Raw genomic sequence first — 19,930 nt, forward strand, 5'->3', positions numbered from 1 at the left:
GCAGACCGACGAGGAGTGTCCATGACGGTGACGACCCCGCAGGAGCAGACCCGTGCCGACGACGCGCCGCCTGAGGACCGGCCGCCCACCTCACCGTTCATCCTCTACCTGCGTGACGACGAGTACGTCGAGGAGTTGGAGCTGCTCAGCAACTGGGTCCGGCTGCTGCTCGTGCCGATCTACGCCCGGGAGGCGTCCTCGACCGCGCCCTGGTGCGGGCAGTGGTGGCGACACCCCGAGGCGGTGGCGCAGTTGCACGGCCTGTGGTTGGCGTGGCAGGAACTCACCGGCCCGGAGGCGGGGCTGTGCGGCCCGGCCAACTGGCACCGCGACTACCTGGAGCCGGTGCTGAACAGCCTGCGCAACCCGGCCGGACCGTTCGCCGGCTGCAAGGCGGGCGCGCACCGGGCGAAGGAGGTCCCGCACACCGACCCGTACTGACCACCGCGAACCCGCCCGCCCGGACCGGCAGGTCAGGGGCGGGCGGGTCGGTGGCCCGGGTGGGCTCAGCGGGAGATCGGGGCGGTGACGATCGCGGTGCCGTCGACCAGGCCCACGGTGACGAAGGCCAGGTCCGCAACCGGCAACGACAGTTCGCCGGTGACCTCCTGCGGGCCGGTCGAGGCGGTCCAGTCCCGCACCACGTGGGTGACGCCGTCACGGGTCACCGCGAACAGCCGGTACCGCAGGCCCTGGCGCAGGCCGGTGGCGGTGATCCGGATGGTGGAGCCGCGCCCCTCGTCGGTGGTGATCGCCACGGAGAGGCTCACCCCCTCGGCCGGCGCCTCCCCGGTCGCGGTGAGCACCACGCCGCTGTGGTCGCCGAAGCCGGTGACCGCGGCGATCCCGCCGGCCAGGACGACGGCCACCAGCGCGGCGGCCACCCCGCCCCAGAGGAGCATCCGGCGACGCCGGGCCGGGTCGCCGGGGCGGGTGCCTGCCGTGCCGGAGGCCGTCGCGGGCCGGTCCCCGCCGGGGCGGCTGCCCGCCCCACCGCCGGTGGTTCGCGGACCGGTGCCCCGGCGAACGCCCCGCCGGGGCGTCGCGACCGGGGCCACGTCGGTGAGCGGCTCGGCGGCCGGTGCGTCGGCCGTCGCCCCAGCGTCGTCGACGGTGGGTGGTGGCGGGGAGTCGGCCGGCGGACGCGCGACAGGCACCGGTGCCAGGGCGGCCGGCGTCGGGGCGGCCGGCGGGGTCGGGACGCGGTCCGGCGGTGGGCCGAACTCGGGCGGCAGCGGGAACTCGGGCGTCAGGCCGGCGAGATCCTCCCAGTCGGCGGCGTCCAGCCCGCCGAGGGCACTGGTCACGCCGCCCATCTCACCCGCCGTGGACAGGCACTCGTCACAACCGGCCAGGTGGGCCTCGAACGTGACCCGGTCGGCGTCGTCGAGCGCGCCGAGCAGGTAGAGAGCCAGGGCGGCGTGCTCGGCGGTGGGCTGGTCACCCCCGATCCGCATCACGCCCTCCTTCTCGACCCGGAGACACCGGTGACGGTGTGACGACCCCCGGGACGGCAACCGTCCGGCGGATCGAGCGGGAAACCGACACGTCGCGTCATCACGACGACTCGGTCGGGCCGATCGCTGCGTGCAGCGCGCGCACCGCATAGTACGTCCTGGACTTTACCGTACCCTCCGGGATTCCCAGTCGCTGTGCGGCCTCAGCGACCGAGGAGCCCTTGTAGTACATCTCGACGAGCACCTCACGGTGTTCCGGTTTGATCTGCTGCAACGCCAGCCGGACGGTGTGGGTGCTGACCACCCGGTCCATCTCGTCGTCGGCCGAGGCGAGCCGGTTGAGGTCGGGGATGGCCACCTCGGGCGGACGGGACTGGCGGGCGCGCATCGCGTCGATGGCCACGTGCCGGGCGACCGTGTAGAGCCACGGGGCGATCCGGCGCGGGTCCTCCGCCAGCGTCTCCAGATTCCGCCAGGTGCGCAGGAACGTCTCCTGGACCAGGTCCTCGGCGAGTTCCTGCCGGCCCAGGAGCAGTCGGGTGAGGAACCGCAGCAGCGGTCCCCGGTACTGCTCGTGGATCCAGCCCATCAGGGCCTCGGGGGAGGCCCGTTCGGTCGCCGCGTCGCCGGTCACCCCGGGCGCTTCGTTGGGCACCGCCGACACAGAACGCCTCCCCCTGACGTACGGGTCACCCCCGTACGGCCGCGCCGTCGTCTCGGCGTCGGGCCCGCCTAGGAAGGAAGCATAACCATGCTCATCGGACGGTCGACCGGGCCGTCGACCGGTCGGTCGGTGCCGCCGGGGTGCGGCGGTGGACGGTGCGGTGGCGGCCCACCGGTCGGTGTCGTGGCCCGGGGCGACGAGGGTGGCCGTGCTCATCGGGTGAAACGCAGCCAGCGGACGTTGACGAACTCCTCGGGTTGGCCACTGGCGAACGTGAGGTAGACGTCGTGCACCCCGGTCACCGGGGCGAGGTTCCCCGGCACGGTCACCCAGTTCTGCCAGCCTCCGGTGCCGGCCACCGCGATGCTGCCCACCGGCGGCAGGCCGGGGGCGTCGAGGCGTACCTCGATCAGGCCGGAGACGCCCTGCGGCGCGCCGGAGGCCACCCGCACCTGGAACTGGGTCGCCGGCTCGCGGCCGAAGTCGACTCCCCGGTACCCGGCCCAGTCGCCGTGGGCGAGGAAGCCCAGGTGCTCGCCGCCCTCGCTGGAGGGTTCGGTCCGTACGCCCTGCTGCCGGTCGAAGCCGGCGGCCGGGATCTCCTGGCCCACGCCCCGGGCGGCGACGACGGCCGCCGGCCCCTCCACGACGACCGGTCCCTCGACGACCATCGGGCGCTCGGCCTCGGGTGCCGGCTGTCCGGCCGCGCCCCCGCCGAACGGGGTCAGGGTGATGGTCATCTCCCGGGGCGTGGTGTCCTGGATGTAGGAGGCGTCGTCGGCGACGTCGTCGAACGGGAAGCCGTACGCGCGGCCGTCGGCGCTGTGCCGGTGCAGCACCCGGGAGTAGTGGTTGGTCACCGGATGCTGGTAGTAGGCGTCCCGGCTGGTGGTGGGCTGGTCCGGCTGGTCGAGCACCGACCGGTTGAACCCGGCCCCGAGGACCGCCGCCACCGGCCCGGAGCGCCCGTCGTTGGGTGCGGCGAGCGCCCCGTCGCAGTGGAACACGTTGAGCGTGGAGGGCCGGTCGAAGGCGCGTACCCCGCCGTCGAAGGTGAACCGCCCGTCGACCACCCGGCCCCGGACGGTGCCGGTCGGTCCGTGGACCCGCAGCTCGGTACGGCTGTACCGGTCCCAGGTCTCGGCGATGTAACCGTCGTAGTACGCCGGGTCGAAGCGGCCCGTCTCGATGCCCTTGCCCGGCGCGATGACGCGCAGCCCGTCGCCGAGCACCAGCCGTTCGAAGCCGGGCTGACGGGACAGCTCGGCGAAGATCGCGTCCCGCCCGCCGTCGACGAGCTTGCCGGTGGCCTGCTCCACGTCGCCGAGCAACCGGATCGACAGCGGAATGCTGAACATGTCCACCGTGGTGGTGTTGCAGAACATGCCGGAGGCGTTGTAGGTGAACTCACAACAGTCGTGCAGCACACCGAAGCTCGGGTCGTCGGCCACCCAGCCGACCGGGTACTGCAACGCCGGGCGGCCGTTGCCGTCGGTGACCACGGTGAACCGCAGCTCGCCGTCGATGGCGAAGTAGATCCGGCCCGACATCATCGGCAGGACGAACCGGGTCACCCCGGAGTCGGCCAGCCGGACGCCGATGTCGGCGACGCCGTCCGGGCCGTTGTGCGCCGGGTCGGCCGGGGTGAACCGTCCGCTCTCCCGGACGTAGCCCATCGCCCCGGTCTCCGGGTCGGTGCCGACGACGTACATCCGGATCGCCGGGTTGGCGAACCGGCCCGTGCTGTTCACCACGTTCAGTGGCAGACCGCCCGAGGCCCGTGCCCGCGAGATCAACGGGGCCGCCACCAACGGCACACCGACCACGGCGGCGCCGGCGAAACCCATCCCGAGTACCCTGCGGCGAGAAAGCATCCCAAGCTCCGATCAACGACACGGCCATCGCCGCCGTTGCCCGGTGTGACTCCGGCCCGGCCCGGCGGTAGCCACGTTGACGGCCCACTACGCCCCTCGGTTCAATGTCGACCGGACCAAAATCATCCGATCCGATTCGAGCCCGGTGAACCAAGGACATCGCGCATCCGTCACGACAGCGATGTCGCCACGCCGGAAGGGACACCTCCCGTGAAATCCGATCACCCCTCCGTACTCGCCCGACTGGGGTCGATCCCCCGTCGTACCGCAGCCTTCGCCGTCGCCGGACTCGCCGTGCTGTCCATGGTGGTGGCCGCTGTCGGCTGGGGCGCGGCCGAGGCCCGCGACGACGACCTGACCGGTCGGCCCGTCTCCCAGGAGCACCTGACGACCATCCAGGCCGCCGCCCGCTCGTGTCCGACGCTCACCCCGGCCCGGCTGGCCGGTCAGCTGATGGCCGAGTCGGGTCTGGACGGTCGGGCCGACCGGACCGCCTCCGGCGGGCAGGGCATCGCCGGTCTCGACGCCGCCGCGTGGAAGGCGTGGGCACCGTGGCCCGGGGCGGAACGCTCCGACCCCGCCGCCAACATCCTCGCCCTGGCCCACCTGATGTGCGACCTCAGCGGCCAGGTCCGGCTGGCGGACGTCCCGGGTGACACCTGGCGGCTCTCGCTGGCCGCGTTCCACACCGGCCTCGACGAGGTACGCGACGCCAAGGGGGTGCCCACCGACGCGGTGAAGTACGTCGACCAGGCCAGCGGGTACGCCGCCTACTACGCCAAGCTGACCGCGTTCGGCGGTTCCGGCCAGCCCCGCCCCAGTTCCGGCGTCCAGCAACCCAAGGCGGTGCCCGGCAACTACACGGCACTCGTCGTGCGGGCCGGTTCGGTCTGCCCCGAGGTGACGCCGCCGCTGGTCGCCGCGCAGATGATGGCGCTGTCCGGGTTCGACGCCAACCTGCTCGGCCCGGAAGGACAGCGGGGCGTCGCGCAGTTCCGATCCGAGGTGTGGCAGGCGTACGGCCCCGCCGACGCCTCGGCCTGGGACCCGCAGGCGGCGATCCCGGCGGTCGGCACCGCCCTGTGCGCCCTGCACAAGGAGCTGTCCGGGCTGGAGGGCGACCCGTCGCTGCTGGCGCTGGCCGCGTACCGCAACGGCCCGGCCGCCGTCCGCCAGTCCGGCGGTGACCTGGACGCCGGGACGCAGGCGTACCTGCGGACCGTGCGGGAGCACACCGACTACTACACCCTCGACAACCGGCTGCGGCCGGCACCGCCGTCGGCGTCGCCGTCGCCCAGCCCGACCGGGACGCCCCCGGCGTCGCCGTCGCCCAGCCCGAAGGGCAGCTCGGACGCCCCGCCGCCGCCCGCGAGCCCGTCGGCCAAGCCGGCGGCGGCACCGACCCGACCGGCCGGCACCAAGCAGCTCGTGGGCAAGGAGACCGGGCTGTGCGTCACCGCCGGGACCAGCGACGGGGTACGGGCGGTGCTGAACAAGTGCCGGGAGGAGCGGTCGCAGTGGTGGGACTTCCGCTCCGACGGCAGTGTCCGGGCCAACGGGCTCTGCCTCGACGTGGCCTGGGGTGAGAAGAAGGACGGCACCCCCGTGCAGGTCGCCGTGTGCAGCGGCAACCCCGCCCAGAAGTGGGAGTGGATCGAGTACAACGGCCGCACCTCCCTGTTCAACCGGGAGACCGACCGCTGCCTGGACGTCGACGGGCACGGCGTCGGCGCGCCGATGATGTCCTGGATCTGCGTGTTCAACCCGAAGCAGACCTTCACCCGGCGGTAGCCGACCCGGCCGGCGGGCTCCGGTGGGCCATCATGGTCCGCCGGAGCCCGTCGCCTGTGGGGCCGCCGTAGCCGGGCGCTGGCGGCCCGGCCCGGCGTCAGCGGCCGGGCCGCTGTTGGGCCTCAGCCGGCGAACCGGCGGCGGCGCAGGCGCAGGCCGAAGACCACACCGACGCCGCAGAGCAGCGCGACGCCGAGGATGACGGCGAGCGCCGCGCCGTTGTTGCCCTGCTGCTGGCTGGCCACCTGGTTACGGTCGTCCACCGCCACCGACACCGAGGCGGCCGGGTTGATCATGCCGGAGCCGTACCTGGCGTCGGGGGCCGTGCCGATCGCGTCGGCGGTGCTGCGGATGCGCTCCTTGACCTGGGCGGCGGTCAGGTCGGGCTGGGCCGCCCGGATCAACGCCGCCTGCCCGGCGACGAACGCGACGGCGAACTCGGTGCCGGTGTTGCTGACCGCCTTGCCGCCGCCCACGCCGAGGCTCGCCACGTCCACCCCGGGCGCGACCACCTCCACCCCGCCCTCCACGTACTGCTCGGCGAGCTGGTCGCCGGCACCGACGCCACCGGTGAACAGCAGCGCCCCGCCCCCGGACCGGCCGGCCGGGGACGGCGGCGTCACCGCCTTGGTCGGCGCACCGGCCACCAGCAGGACGTCGTGGTCGAGGGCGGTGGCCACGGACGACGCCACCGCCGGGTCACCGAGGTCGACGTGCGAGCCGACCGCGACGACCGACGCGCCGGCGCTGACCGCCACCTCGATGGCGTTCGCCGCGTCGGCCGCCCGCGCGGCACCCGAACCGCGCACCACCCGTACCGGCAGGATGGTGGCGTCCGGCGCGATGCCCACCGGGCTGCCGTCGACGCTGCTGTCACCGGCGATGATGCCCGCCATCGCGGTGCCGCTGCCCAGGCAGTCGGTGTCCCCCCGCCCGTTGCCGACGGTCACGTCCGCGCCGACCGCCACCCGGCCGCTGAGCTGCTGCACGCTCGCGTCGACCCCGGTGTCGACCACCGCCACCTTGACCCCGTTGCCACGGGTCAGGGTCCAGGCGCTGTCGGCGGCCATCCGCAGCTGCGCCCAGTCCGACCGGCTGCTCGACCCGGTGGTGGCGGTGCACTTCGGACCGGTCGCGCCCGGTCGGGGGCTGCCGCCCGTCCGGGTCGGGCTCGGAGTCGGGCTCGGGCTGACGGCCCTGGGCGTGGGGTCGGCCCCGCCGGAGGGCCGGGCACTCGGGGTGGGTCGCTTGCCGGTCGGGAGCTGGCCGTACTTCACCCCCTCGCCGGCCGCGTCCCAGGGCAACACCAACTGCCAGCCGGCCTTCAGGCTGCCCGGGTCGGTCAGCCGGGACCCGTCGGGCTGCACCCGGCCGGTGTTGAGGTGGTAGATCTCCGCGGACCGTTCGCCGCTGCCGAGGAACCGCCGGGCGATCGCCGTGAGGCTCTCCGGCTGGCCCTGGTACTGCGCCACGACCACGTAGTACTTCACGTACGGCTGTGGATCGTTGGCGGCCCTCGCCGCAGCCGGCCCGGTCGGCGTCATCAGCACGCAGCCGGCCATCACCACCGCGAGCAGGCGGGCAAGGATCGAGCGCTTCGCCAGCACTGGGTGTCCCCCTTCAGTCACCATGGCCGAGCGTCACCGGCCTTCACCGTCTATTGCGGATGAGCGGCCGGTCCGTTCAAATCAATCTGAACCAGATTTCCATGATCCTCGTCATGAGGTCAGCCGAGGGTACCGGCCGCCGATGACGGGAACATCTCCTCGGGCCGTCCCCCGGTGGGGACGGGTGACCGGCAGGCGGACGTCCACCGGCGACGGTGGCGACGAACGACGGCCGGACGATCAGGTGCCGGTGGAGACGAAGGTGGGGCGGCGGTGAACGGGCTCGGGCGCACGGCGGAGCCGGTGGGCGGCAACGGCTTGGACCGGGTGCCGGCCACCCGCCGGTTCGACGTGCGCCGGCACCGCCGCATCGCCGGCCTGTACGACCTCTGGCTGGCCCCCGGTCCCGGCGGGCGGCTGGTGGTTCCCAGCGCCCCCGGCCGGCCGCTCGACGCGCGGGCCGTCGCCACCCTGGTCCGGCACGGCGCGGACGCGGCACAGGACGTCCGGATCCTCGCCGACGACGGGGCCCGGCACCTCGACCTGTTCACCGAGGTGGCCGGGCTGCTCGGGCACGACGTGCTGGTCAGCCCGGACGGCTCGGACATCAGGCACACCGTCGACCGGTCGGCCACCGGGCCCGCCCGGCCGGCCGCCGACAGCGGGCCACTGGACGCGGTGCCACTGGACCGGGTGACCCGCCAGCCGATGGACTGGCTCGTGCTCCAGCCGCCGGACCTCGCCACCTCGCTGCCCGGCTGGTTCGCGGTGGGCGACGGGCTGGTCCGTCCCCGTACCGGGGTGGTGGGCCTGCCGCTGCCGGACGGCCTCGCCCTGGCCACCCGGGCCGACTTCGTGACCAGGCGGGCCACCGCGCACCGACTCGGCGCGTCGACCGGGGTGGTCACCGTCGCCGTCACCGCCCGCTCCGGCGGTTTCCTGGTCGGCACCTACAGCGGCACCCAGGACGTGCACAGCGGCGGGCAGCTCGCCGCGCTCCTCGGCGACCTGCCGCTCTACGGCGCCGACCTGCGGCTCTGGTTGACCTGGCCGTCCGACGCCGACGAGCAGGCCCGGCTCGTCGCGGAGGTGGTCGAGCTGGCCGAGACGACCGGGGCCACCGTCTGGACCCCACCTGCGGGCGGCCGGGCCGAGCTGATCGACGACCGGCGTGACCTGCGGGCGTTCGACCCGACGGGCGCGGTCGCCAGGTGGCAGGCACACCGACCGAGGTACGCCGACGGCCCGTCGACCCTGGACGCGACCCCCGAGGGGCTGCTGGTGTCCCGGCTGGTCCGGGAACGGATCGTGGTCGCCTCACCCGCCACCGGGGGCGTCGACGCCGAAGCGGCCGACGGCCACCGGGCACCGGCGCGCGCCGACGACCCGGCCCCCGGACCGGACGGCACCGACGCGTCCCTTCCGACCGACCCGGCCGACCCGGCGTCCCGTACGCCGGTCGACGACGCCGGGGCGGCTGAACAGCCGGCCACGCCCCTCCCCCGGCCCGCCCTGGTCACCGAGAGCCGCCGCGCGGCCGACTACGGTCCACCCTGGTTGCGGCGCGGCCAGCAGGTCAACGCCGCGACGTTCGAGGCGTACGTCCTCGTCGAGGGTGACCCGGCGCGGGCGGTCAGCGACGGGGTGCCCGGCGTCGAGTTGTTCGTGGCCGCGTTCCTCGACCCCCGGTCCGCCCCCGCCGGCAGCGACCTGCTGCGGGTGCGGATCTCCCCCGGCGGCGCGATCCCGATGGCGGTCCTGCGGGCCCACGTGCCGGCACGGTTCAAGTACGTCCTGGGCAGCCCCGACACCTACCTGCTGCCGGCCGCCCGGCTGGACCGGGTCCGGCTGGTGGGCGGATTCCGCTCGGACGGGTTCAGCCGCCTGCTGCCCACCGTGGACGCCGACGGCGAACCCCTGCGGATCCGGCCGGCACCCACCAACCGGTCGGTCGCCGGGTTGCCGAACGACGTCCGCCGCTGGCCCGGCTTCGGCACCCGGCAGGCGTACGCGCTGCTGCCGGCCCGGTCCCGGGGGCTGCCCCGGGGCTGGCTGCCGCTCTACCAGCAGCGGCCGGTGGCCCGGCCGGGCCGGTTGCTGGTGGAGGTCCGGGTGCCGGCGGGACGCACCGTCGACGTCGGCGCCACGCACACCATGCTGGCCGGGTTGACCCTGGTCGGGAGCAGGGTGGACCGGCTGCACCGGGCGGGGGTCGACCTGGTCCTCGGCAGCCGCTCGTACGACCGGATCGTGGTGCAGCGCGCCTACCGGGCGCAGGCGGGCGGCTGGCAGCGGATCGGGGAGGTCACCCCGGGGCCGCTGCCGTCCGCCGCCGCCGGCCTTCAGTCCGCCGTACCGGCCCGGGTGGTGGACCCGCCGTCGACCGGGGACACCTGAACCGACCACCGGCCGGCCGGCACCGGTCCGATCACCACCGGCACGCACCGCCCGCCGGTGTCCGTGGCGAGTCGCCGTGCCCCGGCCAGTTCCGCACCGGCCAGGCCGGGGGTGAACACCACGTACGGCGCGGGCGGCTCGGCGTCGGGGGCGGTCGCCGTCGGCAGCCCCGACAGGGTGCGGCACCCCTCCGGGGCCTGCCCGCCGAACACGTCGCCCACCGTGGCCACGCCGATCCCACCGGCCCGCAGCCGCCCGGCGAACAGGGCGGCCGTGCGCCGGCAGTCGTCGGTGTCGCCGACCAGGGTGAGCACGTCGGGTGCCCGCCCCAGGTCCACGTGTAACCGCCACGGTCCCCGGTGGCCCAGCACCAGGGGCAGGGTCGCCGGGGGCGCGGCCTCGTCCGGGCCGAGCCAGGCGTACGCGGGCGCACCCCGGCCCGCCGCGACCCCGACCAGCCGGACCCGGATCGGCCCGAGTTCGGTCTCCAGCTCGGTGCTCAGGTACGGGACCTCGTTGCCGGTCGGCACCGCCGGGCGTGGCAGCTCCGCCCCGGCCGGCACGTCGGCGGGTCCGACGGAGGCCACCGCGGCCGGTGCGACGGCGGCACCGGTCGGCGGTGGCGTCGGGGCCGGCGGCGGTGGGACGCCCACCGTCACGCCGACCGGCGGCGGCGGGACGGCCGGGCGGTCGACCGTCGTCGGTCGGGGTGGTGCCGACTGTGGTGCCCGGGGCGGCCAGACCGGCTTCGCGGGCAGCCCGCCCACCGTCGCCGGGGGGCCCGCCGCCTCCGGTACCGCCACGGCGGTTCCCGGTCCCGGCAGTGCCGCCGGAGCCGGCGCTACGGTCGGTTCCGGCACTACGGTCGGCTCCGGCACCGCGGCCGGTCCCGGCACCGCGGCCGGTTCCGGCAGGGAGGCCGGCTCCGGCGGGACTGTCGGTTCCGGCCGGACCGACGCCTGTGGGCTCGCGGTGCCCGGCAGTGGTTCCGGTGCGGCTGCCGGGGACGACGCCGGCAGGGCGGTGGGCCCGGTGACAGTGGGCCGGGCGGCGGTGGGCCGGGCGGCGGTGGGCCGGGCGGCGGTGGGCCGGGCGGCGGTGGGCCGGGCGGCGGTGGGCGGTGCCGGCAGGACCACCGACGGCGGCGGAGGCAGCATCGGCGGGGTGACCGCCAGCGGGGCCGGTCGTCGGGCCGGTGCCGTGACCGGCCTGGTGAGCGGCGGGGGCGACGGCGGTGCCGGCGGCGCGGACGGTGCGGGCGTCGGTCGGGTGACCGGAGGCGGGCCGGTGCCCACCTCGTCGGCCACCGGCCCGGCGGCGAGTTCGGCGGGGGTCGGGGTGTGATGCCGCTGCGGCGGCCACGGCCCGTCGTCCTCCAGCACCAGTCGGCGGGGCCCGCTTCGACGCAGCAGCAGCACTGCCACGGCGGCGAAGAAGACCGCCAGCAGCCCGGCGCCGACCCGGATCAGTAGCGGGTCCAACCCGCCGCCGGCCTGCGGGGGGTCGGGGGGCCGGGCGACCGCCCTGGTGCTCGCGACGACGGTCCCGGCCGGACGGGAGGGCGCTGCGGACGACGGGGCCACCGTACGCGGGGTCGAGGCGCGTGGGCTGGGGCTGGCCGGGGCCGGGGCCGGTGACCGTGGGCCCAGTTGCGGCAGCCGGCCGATCCGTACCCCCTGGCCCTGCGCGTCCCTGGGCAGCACGAGCCGCCAGCCGGGATGCAGGACCACCCCGTCGGTGAACGTCTCGCCGTCGGGCTGGACCCGGCCGACGTTGAGTTCGACGATCTCCCGGAACCGGTTGCCGTTACCGAGGGTGCGCAGCGCGATGGCGTAGAGGTACTCCCGTTGCCCGTCCACGGGTGGCCCGACCACGTAGTACCGACCGGTTTCGGCCGGCACCGCGTGGACCGGCCGCACCGCACCCACCGGCTGCGCCACGCCCGCCGCCTGCGTCGGCTGTGCCGCCACGAGCAGCGCGATCCCGGCCAGCAGCACCGTGACAAAGGCCCGCCGCATCCCCACCATCGCTTTCCACACCCTTGGTCCCACCGACATCCTCCCGTCCCGGCCCCCTTATACGAACCGGGGTGCCGACGGTTCAACGCGAGCCGGATCGTCCTGCCCGGCGGGCGGCGGTGCGTACGGGTGCGTCGGGTCCGGCTGGCGGCATGCCGCCCGCGCGCACCGCGTCCGACGGTCATGCCAGGATGTGGCGATGTCGTACCCCCCTCAGCCGTCGTACCCGTCCGCGCCCGGCCCCGCGCCGCTGACCGCCTACCCGCAGCCGATCCCCCCGCCGCCGGGGCACGCGGTGCTGGCCGTCTCGGTCAACCGGGGCCCGTACCTGGTGCCCGTCCCGTCCACCAGCCGGTTCAAGGTCGACGGACGGGTGGTGTCGATCCCCGGCGAGGGGACCTGGTACGTGGCCGTGCCGGCCGGCGCGCACGACATCCGCTACACGGACTTCATGGGCATCCCGATCGTCACCACCGCGCTCACCGTGCAGCCCGCGATGGTGTACCCGCTGTCGTTCCGCTTCGGCGGTTGGCGCAACCGGGTCCACGACGGGCAGGGCACCGACGTGACGAAGTTCGGCATGTGGTCGAACTACAGCATCCTGCTCGTCACGCTGGCCGTGCTGGGGGTGCTCTGCTGCGGGGGCTTCGGCCTGCTCAGCACGCTCTCGACCTCCCCCTGAGCCGGTCCGGGGCCGGTCGGCCCCCCGGGGCGGGGTGGTCACCGGCCGCAGGCGGGGTCGCGGCCCGGTCCCGGGTGCGTTGGATCAGCACCACGCTGACCAGCACCAGCAGGGCCGTGCCGAGGGTGGCTGGCGCGACGTGCTCGCCGAGCAGCAGGGCCGACCAGAGCAGGGTGAGCACCGGCTGTCCGAGTTGGAGCTGGCCGACCCGGGCGACGCCGCCCCGGGCCAGGCCCGCGTACCAGGCGAAGAAGCCCAGGAACATGGAGACCACGGTCAGGTAGCCGAACGCCGTCCAGGTGCCGGTGTCCGCCCGGGGTGGGTGGGCCACGGCGGCGACGAGGGTCGCGGCACCGGTGACCGGCAGTGCGTAGAGCAGCGCCCAACAGATCGTCCGGGCGCCGCCCAGTTGGCGGGCGAGCGCGCCGCCCTCGGCGTACCCCAGGCCGCAGAGCAGGACCGCGACGAGCAGGAACAGGTCCGACGGGGCCGGTGCACCGTGCACCGCGCCGCCGACGGCCAGAAAGGCCAGCACCGCCACCAGGCCGACGCCGCTGGCCAGCCAGAACGCCGGCGGGGGCCGTTCGCCGCTGCGCAGCACCGCGAAAACAGCGGTCACGGCCGGTAGCACGGTGATCACCACCGCGCCGTGCGCGGCGGTCCGTTCGGTCAACGCCAGCGAGGTGAACAGCGGGAACCCGACCACCACGCCGAGGGCGACGACCGCCAACCGCCGCCGCTGCACGGGGGTGGGTCGTGGCCCGCCGGCGCCGCCCAGATAGGCCCCGGCCAGCAGGGCCGCGCCGACGGCCCGGCCGAAGGCCACGAACCACGGGTCGAGCTGCTGCACTGCGACCCGGGTGGCCGGCAGCGACATGCTGAAGGCGAACACGCCCAGCGCCCCCAGCGCGAGACCGGTCAACCGGTCCACTGTTACCGTGCGGGACGCAGTAGCACTACCATGCTCTCTCATGAATAACGATAACGCAGCCGATCGCGTTATCCACGATCTGCGTCGGGCGGCGGCTGCCGCCGCGCCGGGTGACCGGCTACCGTCGGTGCGGGAGCTGACCGCCCGGCACCACGCCTCGCCGGTGACCGTCGCCGCAGCCGTCCGGCACCTGGTGGCCGAAGGGCTGATCGAGGCGCGCGCCGGCCGGGGCACCTTCGTGGCCGCCGTCGCGCCCCCGCAGCGGCCCGCCGCCGACGTTTCCTGGCAGACCGTGGCGCTCGGCCCCCGCCGACCCGGCGAGGACGAGATGCAGGCGCTGCTGGCGCTGCCGCCGGCCGGGGCGATCCCGCTCTCCGGCGGCTACCTCGACGCCGATCTCCAACCCGACGCCGCGCTCGGTGCCGCGCTGACCCGCGCCGCGCGGCAGCCCGCGTCCTGGCAGCGCGGCCCGACGTCGGGCCGGGCGGATCTGCGCGCCTGGTTCGCCCGGGATGCCGGGGGCGGGCTGCGCGCCGAGGACATGGTGATCTGCTCGGGCGGGCAGGCGGCGCTGTCGTCGACGCTGCGGGCCCTCGCCGCGCCCGGCGACACGCTGCTGGTGGAGTCCCCGACCTACCTGGGCGCGCTGGCCGCCGCGCGGGCCGCCGGGCTGCGGGTGGTGCCGGTGCCCGCCGACCCCGACGGGGTACGCCCCGACCAGCTCGCCGGCGCGTTCGCCCGGACCGGCGCCCGGTTGTTCTACTGCCAACCGTTGTACGCCAACCCGCACGGTGCGACGCTCGCCCCGCACCGCCGGGCCCTCGTGGCCGACGCGGTACGCGACGCCGGAGCGTTCCTGATCGAGGACGACTACGCCCGTGACCTCACCATCGACGGGTCGGCCCCACCGCCGCTGGCCGCCGACGACCCCGACGGGCACGTCGTCTACCTGCGGTCGCTGACCAAGTCCGCCGCCCCCGGATTGCGGGTCGCGGCGATCGGCGCACGGGGTCCGGCCGGCCACCGGCTGCGGGCGGCGCGGCTGCTCGACGACCTCTTCGTCGCCGGGCCGCTGCAACAGGCCACGATGGAGTTCGTCACCGCGCCGGCCTGGAAGCGGCACCGGCGGGCCCTGCGTTCCGCGCTGCACGCCCGCCGCGAGGCGTTGCTGGGCGCGCTCCGCCGGCACCTGCCCGCCCTCGCCGGGCAGCCGGTCCCGCGCGGCGGGCTGCACCTGTGGGTCCGGCTGCCGGAGGGCACCGACGACGTCGCGGTCGCCGCCGCCGCAGCCGCCGCCGGGGTCGTCGTCTTCCCCGGCCGTCCCTGGTACGCCGCCGAGCCCCCGGCCCCACACCTGCGCCTGAGCTACGCCTGCGCCCCGCCCGAGGTGATGGACGAGGCCGTCCGGCGGCTCGCCCGGGTCCTGCCGGCCGCCCGCCCCGGACGCCGGGACGCCGACGTCACCGCAGCCGGCGGGCGGTGAACCGGGCCGGCGGGTCGGCGATGGCGTCCTGGGCGGCGACCAGCTGGATCTCCCGGGTGCCGGCCACGAGGGTCCGCTCCAGCACGGTGAAGACCGAGGCGATGGTGCGTTCCAGCGCGAGCGCCGGTGAGCCCGTCGTCCGCAGGTGGGCCAGGTAGAGCGCGGCGGTGACGTCGCCACCGCCGTTCGGGTTGATCGGCAGCAGCGGTGTGGTCACCGCCCAGGCACCCTCGTCCGAGACGGCCACCACCTCCAGCGAGCCGGCCGGCACGTCGTCGTGCAGCACGCTGGTCACCAGGACGTCCCGGGGCCCGGTGGCGCGGACCACGTCGACGGCGTCCAGCACGGCGGTCAGTGAGGTGGTCGTCCGGCCGGCGAGGAAGTCCAGCTCGAAGTGGTTCGGGGTGATGATGTCGGCGCGCGGGACCACGACGTCGCGCAGGTACTCCGGGATGCCGGGCCGGACGAACATCCCCCGGCCGGTGTCGCCCATCACCGGGTCGCAGCAGTAGACCGCGTCCGGGTTGGCCGCCCGGACCCGGTCGACCGCGGCGAGGATGACCGCGCCCATCGCCGGGTCGCCCTGGTAGCCCGACAGCACCGCGTCGGCGGTGCCGAGCACCCCCCGGTCGGCGATGCCCTCGATCACCTCGGCCACGTCGGCCGGGGCCAGCAGCGGCCCGCGCCACGCGCCGTAGCCGGTGTGGTTGGAGAAGTGCACGGTGAGCACCGGCCAGACCTCGTGCCCGAGGCGCTGGAGGGGGAACACGGCCGCCGAGTTGCCGACGTGGCCGTAGGCGACGGAGGACTGGATGGACAGGATCTTCACCGGATCATCATGGCTGTTCCCCCTGACAGCCCGGGTACGGGCCCACCGATTCGCCCCCCACTGCCGGGTCGGGATTCACCCCACTGCCGGGCCGGAAGGCGCGGTTGCGGCCGGTCCGCGCGGCGCACGCGGGGGTCGGCCGCAACCGCGCTCAGGTCAGGTCGAGGGTGTACTGCGCGGTGTGCACCTTCCCGTCGACCTGGAAGTCGAAGAACGCCCGGTAGCGGCCCGCGCTCGGCGCGGTCAGCCAGAACCGCACCGTCCCGTCCACCAGTTCCTGGTCGGGGTGGACGTGCACATAGCCCAGGTCGCCCTCGCGTACCACCACCAGGTGCCCGTACGCCCCCAGGTAGCGCTCCAGGCGGGCCGGGTCGACGCCGTCGAGCCGGAAGGACAGCGGCACGGTCACCCCCACCGTGGGGCTGCCGCCCATCGTCACCGTGAACGGCCCGGCCGTCGACTGCGAGGCGGCCGGCGGCAGCGGGACCGGGGCGTGCGCGCCGGGCACCTGGTGGTCGACCCCCAGCACCAGCGGGACCGTGGTGCCGTCGACGCCGGTCACGGAGAAGTCGGCATAGATCCGGTAGCCACCGGGCCGGGTCAGCGTCAGCGGGACGCTCCAGGTGCCGTCCGAGGTCATGGTCGGGTGCAGGTGCTGGTATCCGCTCAGGTCCCGCCCCACCACGACCAGGTGCAGCGGCTTGTCGTGGACGACCGCGAACCGGGTCGCCGGTTTGCCGTCCGCGCCGACGATGCGGAACCGGTAGTCGGCGCGGACGCCGGCCGGTTGGGTCCGGGTCGTCGGCTGCACGGTGTAGCCACCGGCGTTGACCGACAGCCCGGTCACCTGCGCCTGAGCACCACCGGCGTCGCCGGGATGGGTGTGCGCCCCGGTGCCGGGCCCGTGCTGGTGCCCGTCCCCGGCCGAAAGCGCCGCACCGGTGGCCGGCGGGGCGGCGGTGGTGCCGTCGGCGGGTCGCGCGCCCGAGCCGATCCGGCCGAGCCCGAAGCCCGCCAGCAGGGCCACCACCAGCCCTCCGACCAGCAACGCGAGACCCGTGTTGCCCAGTCGACCCCCGGCATTCGGCGCGGCAGCGGCGGATGCCGTCTCGTCGGCGGCGGACGTCTCGTCGGATGCCGTCTCGGCGACGGCGGATGCCGTCTCGGCGGCCCCGGAGGTCGCTTCGGCGGACCCCGCCCTGGCCGTGACCGTCCCCGCCGCCGTGGCCGGAGCCGCCCCGGCGGGGAGTCGTCTCGCCTTGCCGGAGGCCGGGGCAGCCTTACCCGAGGCCGGGGCAGCCTGGGCCGCAGCCGGGACCGCCTGGGCCGAGGCCGCGCCGGTCCTGGCGGGGGTCGTCACCGGGGCGGTGACCACTGCACGTCGGGCGGCGGGACGGGCCGTCTTCCTGCCACCGCCCGTCGTCCCACCACCCGTCGTCTTCGACCGGTTGACCCGGCTGCCGCCCCCCGACCGGGCGGCCGTCCGCCCGGGGCGGGGCCGACCGGCGGGCCGGGTGGCGGGCACCGCACGACGCCGCCACGCCGCGAAGCCGACGGCCGCCGCGACCAGCACCGCCCCGCCGGTCCAGGCCAGCCAGCCGAGGCCACCCCCGTCGTCGGGGGCGGCGGCCGCCGGGGTGGCCGGGGCGGCGGCGGTCACCGGTGCGGTCGGCACCGCGGACGTTGCCTGGCCGGGGGCGTGTCCTGAGGTGGCGTGCTGTTCGGCGGCGGCCACCAGCGCCGGGTCCGGCTGGTCGACCGGGGGCTGCCAGCCGGCCGGCGCGGCGGTCGGGCGTCCGGTGTAGCGGAAGGTCATGGTGCCCCGGACCGGCTCGCCGTCGGAGGCCACCGACAGGTAGCTGACCGCGTACTGGCCGGCCGCCGGCAGGTGGGCCAGGGTCACCACCGCCGGGTAGCCGGTGCTGTACTCCTTCGGCTCGAACGTGCCGTTGACCAGCAGGTACTCCCGGACCGGCTTGTCCAGGGGACGGGGGGCGCCCTGCCGCCAACCGTCGTCGACCCGGCCGCCGCCGGGCCCGGTGACGGTGAAGTACGCGTTCGCCGCGACCTGCTCGGTGAAGTACAGCTCCACCGTCGTCAGCGGCTCGGCCACCGTGGCGTTGGCCGCCGGGGTGGACATCGCCAGCGTGCCGTGCGCCTGTGCCGCAGTGGTGGGTAGCAGGACCGCCGCCACCGCGAACACGAGGGCGAGCAGGCCGGCGAGGGTACGCCCGGCGGGTCCGGTGGCTGGAGGGGGACAGCGCATCGGATCATCCTCACGAAGAGCGGACTTCAATCAATAGTTCACTAACTTTTTACGCAGATAGCAAAAGTTTTGGCTATGGCGTCCCAAGCTGAGGTCAAGATGATCAAAACTCGGTCACGGCTGTGCACCACGTGCCCGGCCGGTCACGGTGGGCCTGCCGTCCCGATCCCGGTACGGATGATCCGCCGACGCCTCCCGTCCGTACCAGTGGGCGGGGGTGACGCCGGGTATGCCGTACGCTCACCCGGGACCTACTACACCCCGTCGTTACCGTTGCCCGGACGACGACGGGGGCAGGCAGGCGGCAGAACCGGACACGGAGGTGGCAGGTGGGCGACGACGACGCGGAGGTCACCGCGTGGGCGCTGGCCGCCGGTCGGGGTGACCGGGAGGCCGCGGCCCGCTTCATCCGGGCGACCCAGCAGCACGTACGACGGTTCGTCGCGCACCTGATCAGCCCGGCCGAGGCCGACGACCTCACCCAGGAGACGTACCTGCGGGCGATGCGGTCGCTACCGTCGTTCGCCGCCCGTTCGTCGGCCCGCACGTGGCTGCTCGGCATCGCCCGCCGGACCGCCGTCGACCACGTCCGGGCCGCCACGTCCCGGCCGCGTACGGTGCCGCTGTCCGAGTGGCACGACACGCCGGACACCCGGGGCAGCGGCTTCGACGGCGAGGTGGTCCTCAACGACCTGCTGCTGGCCCTGCCCGCCGACCGCCGGGAGGCGTTCGTCGCCACCCAGGTCCTCGGCCTGTCCTACGCCGAGGCGGCCGAGGTGTGCGGCTGCCCGGTCGGCACCATCCGGTCCCGGGTCGCCCGGGCCCGCGAGGATCTCGTCGCGGCGGTCGAGGGGAATCCCCAGGCGATCCGCCGCCGGCCGGGAAGCGCCGCCGGCTGACCGACGACCCGGGCCGCGACCTGGCCCGGGAGAGGTTACGGGAACCATCACGCCCTGCCGGCCGACTACCTGTACATGGGGTGTGAGCAGTGGCGGGAGATCCTGTCGGCACAGTTGGACGGCGAGGAGACCCCGGCCGAGCGGATGGCGGCGGATGCGCACCTGGACGGGTGCGCGGACTGCCGGATCTGGTGTGACCGGGCCGCGACGGTGGCCCGACGGTCCCGCCTGACGCTCTCCACCGCCGACCGCTGCGACCCGGCCGTCGGCACACCCCGTCGGCTACGGTCGACGACCGCCACCCCGGCAGGGCCGGCACCGGTGGGCACTGCGGCCCGTCCGGATCTCGCCGACGTCGTGCTGGCCGCGCTCCCCGCCCGCCGCCGGCTGCGGGACCGGCTCGTGCCGGGCCTGCGCGCCGGGCTGGCCCTCATCGGCGCCCTGCAACTGGTGCTGGGGCTGACCCAGGTCGGCCGGGGCCCGGCCGCCGGGCACGCCCACGGCGCGCTCGACACGTTGGCGTCCGGGCATTTGTGGCACGAGTCGGCCGCGTGGAACATCGCCGTCGGCGCGGGTTTCCTCGTCGTGGCCGCCCGGCGCACCCCGACCGGGGGGTTACTGCCGATGTTGAGCGCCTTCGTCGGCGCGCTCGTGCTGCTCTCGGCCAACGACCTGGTCACCGGCCGGGTGGAGCCGACCCGGCTGGTCAGTCACGGGTTCCTGCTCACCGGTTATCTGATCGTGGTCGCGCTGTCCCGGCCCCGGCTGCGGCCGGACGGCCCGGCGGGACGCGGCCGGGGTGACCGGCCCGCCTGGCGGCTGCGCGCGGACGACGTACCCACCGCCACCCCGACGTTGCGCCTGTTGCCGCCGCACCCGGGCACGGCGCGGACCCGCGACCGGTCGGCCGCCTGACCCGGACGCCGCCCGGCCGGCACGGCACCGCCTCCGCGACCCGGCGACGTCAACCGGTCCGCCAGCGGGACGGCCGGCACGGCGGTCGGGTCACCCGGGAGAAGACAATCCCGACCG

At 75.5% G+C, this 19,930-nt stretch carries 15 protein-coding genes; 7 read left to right on the forward strand and 8 right to left on the reverse strand.

Going from position 1 to position 19,930, the window contains the following annotated elements:
• Positions 1 to 21: 21 nt before the first annotated feature.
• Positions 22 to 441 carry a DUF4913 domain-containing protein gene (locus tag ACWCHM_RS13440; protein WP_204960203.1) on the forward strand — a complete coding sequence of 140 codons (420 nt, stop codon included), beginning with the start codon at positions 22 to 24 and terminating at the stop codon, positions 439 to 441.
• A gap of 65 nt (positions 442 to 506) precedes the next feature.
• Here ACWCHM_RS13440 and ACWCHM_RS13445 read toward each other — a convergent pair whose 3' ends face one another.
• The 3 genes from ACWCHM_RS13445 to ACWCHM_RS13455 form a co-directional block, all read right to left on the reverse strand.
• Positions 507 to 1,457, reverse strand: a complete 951-nt coding sequence (locus tag ACWCHM_RS13445; RefSeq protein WP_454222627.1) for a zf-HC2 domain-containing protein — start codon at positions 1,455 to 1,457, stop codon at positions 507 to 509.
• A 100-nt stretch (positions 1,458 to 1,557) separates the two neighbouring features.
• On the reverse strand, positions 1,558 to 2,112 hold the full coding sequence (locus tag ACWCHM_RS13450; protein WP_204960205.1) for a sigma-70 family RNA polymerase sigma factor: 555 nt from the start codon (positions 2,110 to 2,112) through the stop codon (positions 1,558 to 1,560).
• Between the two features lie 221 nt (positions 2,113 to 2,333).
• On the reverse strand, positions 2,334 to 3,968 hold the full coding sequence (locus ACWCHM_RS13455; RefSeq protein WP_454222628.1) for a beta-1,3-glucanase family protein: 1,635 nt from the start codon (positions 3,966 to 3,968) through the stop codon (positions 2,334 to 2,336).
• A gap of 237 nt (positions 3,969 to 4,205) precedes the next feature.
• Between ACWCHM_RS13455 and ACWCHM_RS13460 the strand changes: the two genes are divergently transcribed.
• Positions 4,206 to 5,786, forward strand: a complete 1,581-nt coding sequence (locus tag ACWCHM_RS13460; RefSeq protein WP_281898002.1) for a ricin-type beta-trefoil lectin domain protein — start codon at positions 4,206 to 4,208, stop codon at positions 5,784 to 5,786.
• Positions 5,787 to 5,908: 122 nt separating this feature from the next.
• On the opposite strand, the gene ACWCHM_RS13465 is transcribed toward ACWCHM_RS13460, so the two are convergent.
• On the reverse strand, positions 5,909 to 7,393 hold the full coding sequence (locus tag ACWCHM_RS13465) for a S8 family serine peptidase (RefSeq protein ID WP_454222629.1): 1,485 nt from the start codon (positions 7,391 to 7,393) through the stop codon (positions 5,909 to 5,911).
• Between the two features lie 273 nt (positions 7,394 to 7,666).
• On the opposite strand from ACWCHM_RS13465, the gene ACWCHM_RS13470 reads away from it, so the two are divergent.
• Positions 7,667 to 9,790 carry a hypothetical protein gene (locus ACWCHM_RS13470; RefSeq protein WP_454222630.1) on the forward strand — a complete coding sequence of 708 codons (2,124 nt, stop codon included), beginning with the start codon at positions 7,667 to 7,669 and terminating at the stop codon, positions 9,788 to 9,790.
• On the opposite strand, the gene ACWCHM_RS13475 is transcribed toward ACWCHM_RS13470, so the two are convergent.
• Positions 9,736 to 11,817 (reverse strand): hypothetical protein, encoded by a 2,082-nt coding sequence (locus tag ACWCHM_RS13475; RefSeq protein ID WP_454222631.1) that lies wholly within the window; start codon positions 11,815 to 11,817, stop codon positions 9,736 to 9,738. The genes ACWCHM_RS13470 and ACWCHM_RS13475 overlap by 55 nt on opposite strands.
• A gap of 190 nt (positions 11,818 to 12,007) precedes the next feature.
• Here ACWCHM_RS13475 and ACWCHM_RS13480 point away from each other — a divergent pair, with 190 nt between their 5' ends.
• A complete protein-coding gene (locus tag ACWCHM_RS13480; protein WP_454222632.1) occupies positions 12,008 to 12,490 on the forward strand; it encodes a hypothetical protein in 483 nt (160 codons plus the stop codon).
• On the opposite strand, the gene ACWCHM_RS13485 is transcribed toward ACWCHM_RS13480, so the two are convergent.
• Positions 12,465 to 13,421: a DMT family transporter gene (locus ACWCHM_RS13485; RefSeq protein ID WP_454222633.1), complete on the reverse strand. Its 957-nt coding sequence runs from the start codon at positions 13,419 to 13,421 to the stop codon at positions 12,465 to 12,467. The two genes, ACWCHM_RS13480 and ACWCHM_RS13485, sit on opposite strands and share 26 nt — an antisense overlap.
• A 40-nt stretch (positions 13,422 to 13,461) precedes the next feature.
• On the opposite strand from ACWCHM_RS13485, the gene ACWCHM_RS13490 reads away from it, so the two are divergent.
• Positions 13,462 to 14,904, forward strand: coding sequence for an aminotransferase-like domain-containing protein (locus tag ACWCHM_RS13490; RefSeq protein ID WP_204960212.1), 1,443 nt, complete (start codon positions 13,462 to 13,464; stop codon positions 14,902 to 14,904).
• Here ACWCHM_RS13490 and pdxY read toward each other — a convergent pair.
• A complete protein-coding gene (gene pdxY, locus ACWCHM_RS13495) occupies positions 14,882 to 15,733 on the reverse strand; it encodes a pyridoxal kinase PdxY (protein WP_204960213.1) in 852 nt (283 codons plus the stop codon). The two genes, ACWCHM_RS13490 and pdxY, sit on opposite strands and share 23 nt — an antisense overlap.
• A 151-nt stretch (positions 15,734 to 15,884) precedes the next feature.
• Positions 15,885 to 17,999, reverse strand: a complete 2,115-nt coding sequence (locus ACWCHM_RS13500) for a copper resistance protein CopC (RefSeq protein WP_454222634.1) — start codon at positions 17,997 to 17,999, stop codon at positions 15,885 to 15,887.
• A gap of 329 nt (positions 18,000 to 18,328) precedes the next feature.
• Here ACWCHM_RS13500 and ACWCHM_RS13505 point away from each other — a divergent pair, with 329 nt between their 5' ends.
• The gene (locus tag ACWCHM_RS13505; RefSeq protein ID WP_281898015.1) at positions 18,329 to 18,898 is read left to right on the forward strand and encodes a sigma-70 family RNA polymerase sigma factor; all 570 of its coding nucleotides are present in this window, start codon (positions 18,329 to 18,331) and stop codon (positions 18,896 to 18,898) included.
• 75 nt (positions 18,899 to 18,973) lie between these two features.
• Positions 18,974 to 19,813 (forward strand): zf-HC2 domain-containing protein, encoded by an 840-nt coding sequence (locus ACWCHM_RS13510; protein ID WP_454222635.1) that lies wholly within the window; start codon positions 18,974 to 18,976, stop codon positions 19,811 to 19,813.
• Positions 19,814 to 19,930 lie beyond the last annotated feature (117 nt).

The sequence above is a fragment of the Micromonospora sp. SCSIO 07396 genome, from assembly GCF_053667945.1.

Excerpts from the sequence above, each read along its gene's own strand:
- ACWCHM_RS13490 (WP_204960212.1), top strand. The coding sequence starts at position 13,462 with ATGAATAACGATAACGCAGCCGATCGCGTTATCCACGATCTGCGTCGG.
- ACWCHM_RS13500 (WP_454222634.1), bottom strand. The coding sequence starts at position 17,999 with ATGCGCTGTCCCCCTCCAGCCACCGGACCCGCCGGGCGTACCCTCGCC.
- ACWCHM_RS13440 (WP_204960203.1), top strand. The coding sequence starts at position 22 with ATGACGGTGACGACCCCGCAGGAGCAGACCCGTGCCGACGACGCGCCG.
- ACWCHM_RS13510 (WP_454222635.1), top strand. The coding sequence starts at position 18,974 with ATGGGGTGTGAGCAGTGGCGGGAGATCCTGTCGGCACAGTTGGACGGC.
- ACWCHM_RS13445 (WP_454222627.1), bottom strand. The coding sequence starts at position 1,457 with ATGCGGATCGGGGGTGACCAGCCCACCGCCGAGCACGCCGCCCTGGCT.
- ACWCHM_RS13455 (WP_454222628.1), bottom strand. The coding sequence starts at position 3,968 with ATGGGTTTCGCCGGCGCCGCCGTGGTCGGTGTGCCGTTGGTGGCGGCC.
- ACWCHM_RS13475 (WP_454222631.1), bottom strand. The coding sequence starts at position 11,817 with ATGGTGGGGATGCGGCGGGCCTTTGTCACGGTGCTGCTGGCCGGGATC.
- ACWCHM_RS13480 (WP_454222632.1), top strand. The coding sequence starts at position 12,008 with ATGTCGTACCCCCCTCAGCCGTCGTACCCGTCCGCGCCCGGCCCCGCG.